3 protein-coding genes are annotated in these 6,575 nt (G+C 46.8%); all 3 read left to right on the top strand.

Going from position 1 to position 6,575, the window contains the following annotated elements:
- The first annotated feature begins 521 nt into the window (after positions 1 to 521).
- From HMPREF9078_RS11245 to HMPREF9078_RS11235, 3 genes are read left to right on the top strand one after another with little or no spacing between them, the layout of a single operon-like run.
- The gene (locus HMPREF9078_RS11245) at positions 522 to 1,805 is read left to right on the top strand and encodes a citrate synthase (RefSeq protein ID WP_009420787.1); all 1,284 of its coding nucleotides are present in this window, start codon (positions 522 to 524) and stop codon (positions 1,803 to 1,805) included.
- A gap of 2 nt (positions 1,806 to 1,807) precedes the next feature.
- Positions 1,808 to 4,015, top strand: a complete 2,208-nt coding sequence (locus HMPREF9078_RS11240; RefSeq protein WP_009420786.1) for an NADP-dependent isocitrate dehydrogenase — start codon at positions 1,808 to 1,810, stop codon at positions 4,013 to 4,015.
- Positions 4,012 to 6,279 (top strand): aconitate hydratase, encoded by a 2,268-nt coding sequence (locus tag HMPREF9078_RS11235; RefSeq protein WP_009420785.1) that lies wholly within the window; start codon positions 4,012 to 4,014, stop codon positions 6,277 to 6,279. Before HMPREF9078_RS11240 ends, HMPREF9078_RS11235 begins: the two co-directional genes overlap by 4 nt.
- The last annotated feature ends 296 nt before the right edge of the window (positions 6,280 to 6,575 follow it).

Here is a 6,575-nt window from a genome sequence, read left to right as displayed (position 1 = left end):
CTTCCGAACTTCTCCGTTTCCTTCCGAATCCTCCGATATGTCACTTTTTGTAGCACACACTTTGCCCAAGTTTCAAACTTGGGCAAAGTTGGTTGTTTGGTATTTACCTCATTTTCCACCTGCCCGTCGTGCTACGACTGCCTGTCGCTTCTCCTGCATTTCACAATGCGCAGCCTTGATTTTGTTTAAAATTTGTTTAATTTCTGAGGCACAGCCTCATTCCTCTAGCTCGCATCCCATTTCCTCATTTCCTAATTTGCTAATTTTTTTCCTGCCTGTGTGGCTCACACTGCCCGTGCGGATCGCACCTCATTTTCCCATTTTCTAATTTTCTCATTTCTCTCGTCCGTGCGACTTGCACCCCTTTATTTCCATCTCTATTTTCGTTATAGATATATTTGTCTTATATTTTAATCATAAAACGTTAAAGATTGTTAAATAAGATAGATTTATCGCTATTTTATTTGTAAATGTGAAATAATTTTTCTTACTTTGCCCAAAAATAAAAAACAAATTGTACTATGGAAAACACAGCAAAACTGATTTTTGAAGGGAAAGAATACGAATTTCCTATCGTAGTAGGCACCGAAAACGAAAAAGCGATTAATATCGAAAAATTGCGTGCCCTCACTGGTTTGGTAACCTTGGATTCGGGTTACAAAAACACGGGTTCTTGCAAGAGTGCCATTACCTTTCTCGACGGCGAACGGGGCATCTTGCGCTATCGTGGCTATAACATCGAAGATTTAGCTGCTAAAGCCGAGTTCCTCGAAGTAGCCTATCTTCTTATTTTTGGAGAACTCCCCACTGCCGAACAGTATGACGATTTCAAAAAAACAATTCACAAGTACACCCTTGTTCACGAGGATATGCGCCATATTATGGACGGTTTCCCGCGTTCGGCTCACCCTATGGGGGTATTGGCATCAGCTACCAGTGCGCTCACTGCTTTTAACCCTGTACCGGTAAACGTACATTGTCCTAAAAACGTGTATCAAGCGGTCTGTAAAGCCATTGCCAAAGTAACTATCATCGCTTCTTGGGTGTACCGCAAACGCGAGGGCTTACCGCTGAATTATTACGACAATAGCAAGGGCTATATCGAGAACATTTTGCGCCTCTTCTTCGAAATCCCTACTGAGGAATATAAAATCAACCCTACGGTAGTGAGTGCCCTCAACAAATTGCTCATCCTCCACGGCGACCACGAACAGAACTGCTCTACTTCTACTGTTCGTTTGGTAGGGTCTTCCGAGGCAGGTCTGTTTGCGAGTATTTCCTCTGGAGTTTCAGCCCTTTGGGGTCGTCTCCACGGCGGGGCAAACCAAGCGGTGATTGAGATGCTCGAAGAAATTCATAAAGACGGAGGCGATGTCGATAAGTTTATTAATAAAGCAAAAGACAAAAATGACCCTTTCCGCCTGATGGGCTTTGGGCACCGTGTATACAAAAACTTCGATCCACGGGCTAAAATCATCAAAGTGGCTGCCGATGAGGTGCTCAACGCTTTGGGAATCGACGATCCTATTTTCGGCATTGCCAAACATCTCGAAAAGGTAGCTTTGGAAGATGACTACTTCAAATCGCGCAACCTCTATCCCAATGTCGATTTCTATTCAGGTATTATCTACAAAGCCTTGGGTATGCACTTAGAGATGTTCACCGTGCTCTTTGCTATTGGTCGTCTCCCTGGTTGGATTGCTCAATGGAAGGAAATGCGACAAGGAGGAGAGCCTATCGGTCGTCCACGACAAATATACGTAGGTGCCACCGAAAGACCTTTTGTTGAATTGAATAAAAGATAAAAATGAAAAACATTATCTATACCATTACCGATGAGTCGCCCTATTTAGCTACGCATTCGCTATTGCCCATCATCAAACGCTTTTGCGCCTCTTCGGGTATCAACTTTGAAGCCAAAGATATCTCATTGGCAGGGCGTATTTTAGCCTCTTTCCCCGATTTTCTCACAGCAGAACAACGGGTACCCGATGCTCTTAGCGAATTGGGGGCGTTGGCAACGCGTCCAGAAGCCAATATCATCAAGTTGCCTAATATCAGTGCTTCGATACCTCAACTGAAAGCGGCTATTGCCGAACTGCAATCGCAAGGCTATGCGCTTCCCGATTACCCTGAAAATCCTGCTGATGAAGCCGAAACAGCTATCAAACAGCGGTATGACAAGGTGAAAGGCAGTGCGGTGAACCCTGTCTTGCGCGAGGGTAATTCCGATAGGCGTGCACCTAAATCGGTAAAACAGTACGCTCAAACACACCCGCATTCAATGGGAGCGTGGAGTGCTGAGAGTCTCACGGAAGTCGCTACGATGCAAGCGGGCGATTTCTACCACAACGAGCAATCGGTCACCCTTCAAAAAGCCGATGTGGTGCGCATAGAGTTAATGAGCCCTAAACACGAAGTGCAGGTGCTCAAAGCCGATATTCCTTTGCAAGCGGGCGAAGTGATAGATGCTACTTTTATGAGCAAAGAGGCGCTTTGCAAATTCTATAAAAAAGCCTTTGCCGAAGCGAAAGACAAGGGTGTACTCCTCTCTTTGCACCTGAAAGCTACAATGATGAAGGTTTCCGACCCCATTCTCTTTGGCTATGCTGTAGAGACTTATTTTGCTAATTTGTTCCAAAAACACCCACGCGAACTGAAAGCCTTAGGGGTGAATGCGCGCAATGGTCTTTCGGATATTCTGGCGAAAATAGCACAATTACCTGTTGAAGAACAAGAACCTTTAAAGCACGATATCGAGGGAGCACTTACACGAGCAGCAGCCTTGGCAATGGTGAATTCCGATAGGGGGATTACCAACTTGCATTTCCCTAACGATGTGATTGTAGATGCTTCTATGCCAGCGATGATTCGCAATGGGGGCAAGATGTGGAATGCCAAAGGCGAGGCTCAAGATACTTTGGCGGTACTGCCTGATAGTACTTATGCGCGTATCTACCAAGTGGTGATTGACTTCTGTAAGAAACACGGGGCGTTTAATCCTGCTACGATGGGAAGCGTTGCCAATGTGGGCTTAATGGCGCAAAAAGCTGAAGAATACGGCTCTCACGATAAGACTTTTGAAATCCCTCATAGCGGACGTGTACAGGTGGTAGGCACCGACGGCAAAGTGTACTTATCGCACAAGGTAGAAAAAGGCGATATCTGGCGTATGTGTACTGCGAAAGATGCTGCCATACAAGATTGGGTGAAATTAGCGGTAACACGCGCACGCCTCAGCAAAACGCCAGCGGTCTTTTGGTTGGACGAGCACCGCGCTCACGATGCGCAACTCATCAAAAAAGTAAAACACTATTTGGCTACACACGATACCGAGGGGGTAGATATCCGTATAATGTCGCCCGAAACGGCGATGCTCTTCACCTTAGAGCGCACTCGCAAGGGCAAAGACACCATTTCGGTAACGGGCAATGTGTTGCGCGATTACCTCACCGACTTGTTTCCTATCTTGGAATTGGGTACCAGTGCCAAAGTGCTCTCTATCGTCCCTTTGATGAACGGTGGCGGACTCTTTGAAACGGGTGCAGGGGGCTCGGCACCTAAATTAACCGAACAGTTTCTTGCCGAAAATCATCTTCAATGGGATTCCTTAGGAGAATTTCTCGCCTTAGGAGCTTCATTAGAGCATTTTGCGCAAAAACACAAGAACCCCAAAGCCTCAATCTTAGCCCAAACCCTTGATGAGGCAACGAGTAAGCTGTTGAACAACGATAAATCGCCTCAAGCCAAAGTAGGTACGCTCGACAATCGCGGAAGTCACTTCTATTTGGCGCTCTATTGGGCAGAAGCTTTAGCGACACAAACTCAAGACAGCGCACTTGCCAAAGAGTTTGCTCCTATCGCCAAAGCCCTAAAAGACAACGAAACGACTATCGTGGAAGAACTTACCCAAATACAAGGTGCGCCGGTAGAGTTAGGAGGTTATTACCACCCCGATTTCACCAAAGTAGCAACAGTAATGCAAGGAAGTAAAACACTAAAAAAGATATTATGATTTTTGATATTGAAATGATAAAGAAGGTCTACGCCCAATTTCCTGAGCGCGTAGACAAAGCTCGCCAAGTGGTAGGACGACCCCTTACCCTTGCTGAAAAAATATTGTATACCCACTTATGGGACGGCACTCCTTCACGTGCTTTTGAGCGTGGGAAAGACTATGTAGATTTCGCTCCCGACCGCATCGCTTGTCAAGATGCGACCGCCCAAATGGCACTCTTGCAGTTTATGCAAGCGGGAAAAAGCAAAGTGGCTGTCCCTACCACGGTGCACTGCGACCACCTGATACAAGCCAAAGAAGGCGCTACAACCGACCTGAAAGTAGCTACTGAACAGTCTAAAGAAGTATTCGATTTTCTCTCTTCAGTATCCAACAAATATGGTATTGGCTTCTGGAAACCTGGCGCAGGGATTATTCACCAAATAGTCTTGGAAAACTACGCTTTCCCTGGCGGAATGATGATAGGCACCGATTCGCATACGGTGAATGCTGGAGGATTAGGAATGCTCGCCATTGGCGTAGGCGGGGCTGATGCTGTAGATGTGATGGCAGGAATGCCGTGGGAACTGAAATTTCCTAAGCTCATAGGCGTAAAACTCACGGGTAAACTCAACGGTTGGACTGCTCCAAAAGACGTGATTCTTAAAGTCGCCGATATACTCACCGTAAAAGGGGGTACGGGCGCTATTGTGGAATACTTTGGCGAAGGTGCTAAATCGCTTTCCTGTACGGGGAAGGGTACTATTTGTAATATGGGTGCCGAAATAGGGGCAACCACCTCTACTTTTGGCTATGATGAGGCGATGCGTCGCTATTTGCTCGCTACTGGGCGCGAAGAAGTAGCCCTTGCTGCCGATGCCATTGCGCCTTACCTCACTGCCGACCCTGAAGTATATGCTGACCCTGAAAAGTATTTCGACCAACTCATCGAGATAGACCTTTCTACTTTAGAGCCTTATATCAACGGGCCTTTTACCCCCGATAGAGGCACTCCTGTATCCAAAATGAAGGAGGTAGCCCGTGCCAACGATTGGCCTCTCGAGGTGCAATGGGGGCTCATCGGTTCGTGTACTAACTCGTCTTACGAAGATCTTACCCGCGCGGTTTCGGTGGTAAAACAAGCCTTGGAAAAGAGAATTACCCCTAAAGCTTCCTTTGGTATCAACCCAGGCTCTGAACAAATACGCTATACTACTGAACGCGATGGCATCATAGACATCTTCGAGCAGTTGGGCACTCGTGTATTCACCAACGCTTGTGGTCCCTGCATTGGTCAGTGGGACAGAGAAGGTGCCGAGAAGCAAGAGAAAAATACGATTGTCCATTCTTTCAACCGTAACTTCTCCAAACGTGCTGACGGTAACCCTAATACCCACGCTTTTGTTGCTTCCCCCGAAATCGTTGCGGCTTTGGCTATTGCTGGTAGGTTAGACTTTAACCCTATCACCGATACGTTGCTTAACGACCAAGGTGAAGCGGTAAAACTCACCCCTCCTTATGGCGAAGAGTTGCCCTCTAAAGGTTTTGCGGTTGATGACCCTGGCTATCAGGCTCCCGCCGAAGATGGTAGCAACATCGAGGTCGTGGTATCACCTACTTCCAACCGCCTCCAACTGCTCACGCCTTTCGCTCCTTGGGACGGCAAGAACATCACAGGAGCTAAACTCCTCATCAAAGCGCAAGGAAAATGCACCACCGACCATATTTCGATGGCAGGGGCTTGGTTGCGTTTCCGCGGACATTTGGACAATATTTCCAACAATATGCTCATAGGGGCGGTAAATGCTTTCAACGGTAAAACTAACTCTGTGAAAAACCAACTTATAGGCAAATACGACGAAGTGCCTAAAGTACAGCGCGCCTATAAAGCCGCGGGTATTCCTTCCATAGTAGTAGGCGACCACAACTATGGCGAGGGCTCTTCACGTGAGCACGCTGCTATGGAACCTCGTCATTTGGGCGTACGAGCGGTATTGGTAAAATCGTTTGCGCGCATTCACGAAACCAACCTTAAAAAACAAGGAATGCTCGCCCTTACCTTTGCTAATGAAGCCGATTACGATAAGATTCAAGAAGACGATGTAATCAACTTCCTCGACCTTACCAGCTTTGCGTCTGGCACTCCTTTACACTTAGAATTTGTACATAAAGATGGCAGTAAGGACGTGATTACCTGCAACCATACCTACAACGCCCAGCAAATAGGTTGGTTTAAAGCAGGAAGCGCCCTGAACCAGTTAAAAGTTAAAAGTGAAAGATAAAATGAATAGTGAAAAAGAAGCTGTCCGAAAAAGTCTCAAAATAGTATTTGCGTCGCTACACTTTGCCAAAGTTAATCGCCCGTCGTGCTACGACTGCCTGTGCGACTCGCACCTTTGGCAAAGTTAATATAGCCCTCTTTGTCTTTGGTTCTCCCCCTTTTGAGCCTCTCCGACCCTACCCCGATAGCTTCTTCTTTCCGTCGCTACATTCCCCCTTTGAACGGAAGTCCGCGATAGCGGAGTATGTGAGTAGGGGGATATTTTCCCCTTATTGCCTATGACCTAAGACCTCACAC

The organism is Capnocytophaga sp. oral taxon 380 str. F0488, from assembly GCF_000318255.2.
Classification (GTDB): Bacteria; Bacteroidota; Bacteroidia; order Flavobacteriales; family Flavobacteriaceae; genus Capnocytophaga; species Capnocytophaga ochracea.
Note: the sequence above shows the minus strand (reverse complement) of the source record. Positions and strands in the feature narration are given on the sequence as shown.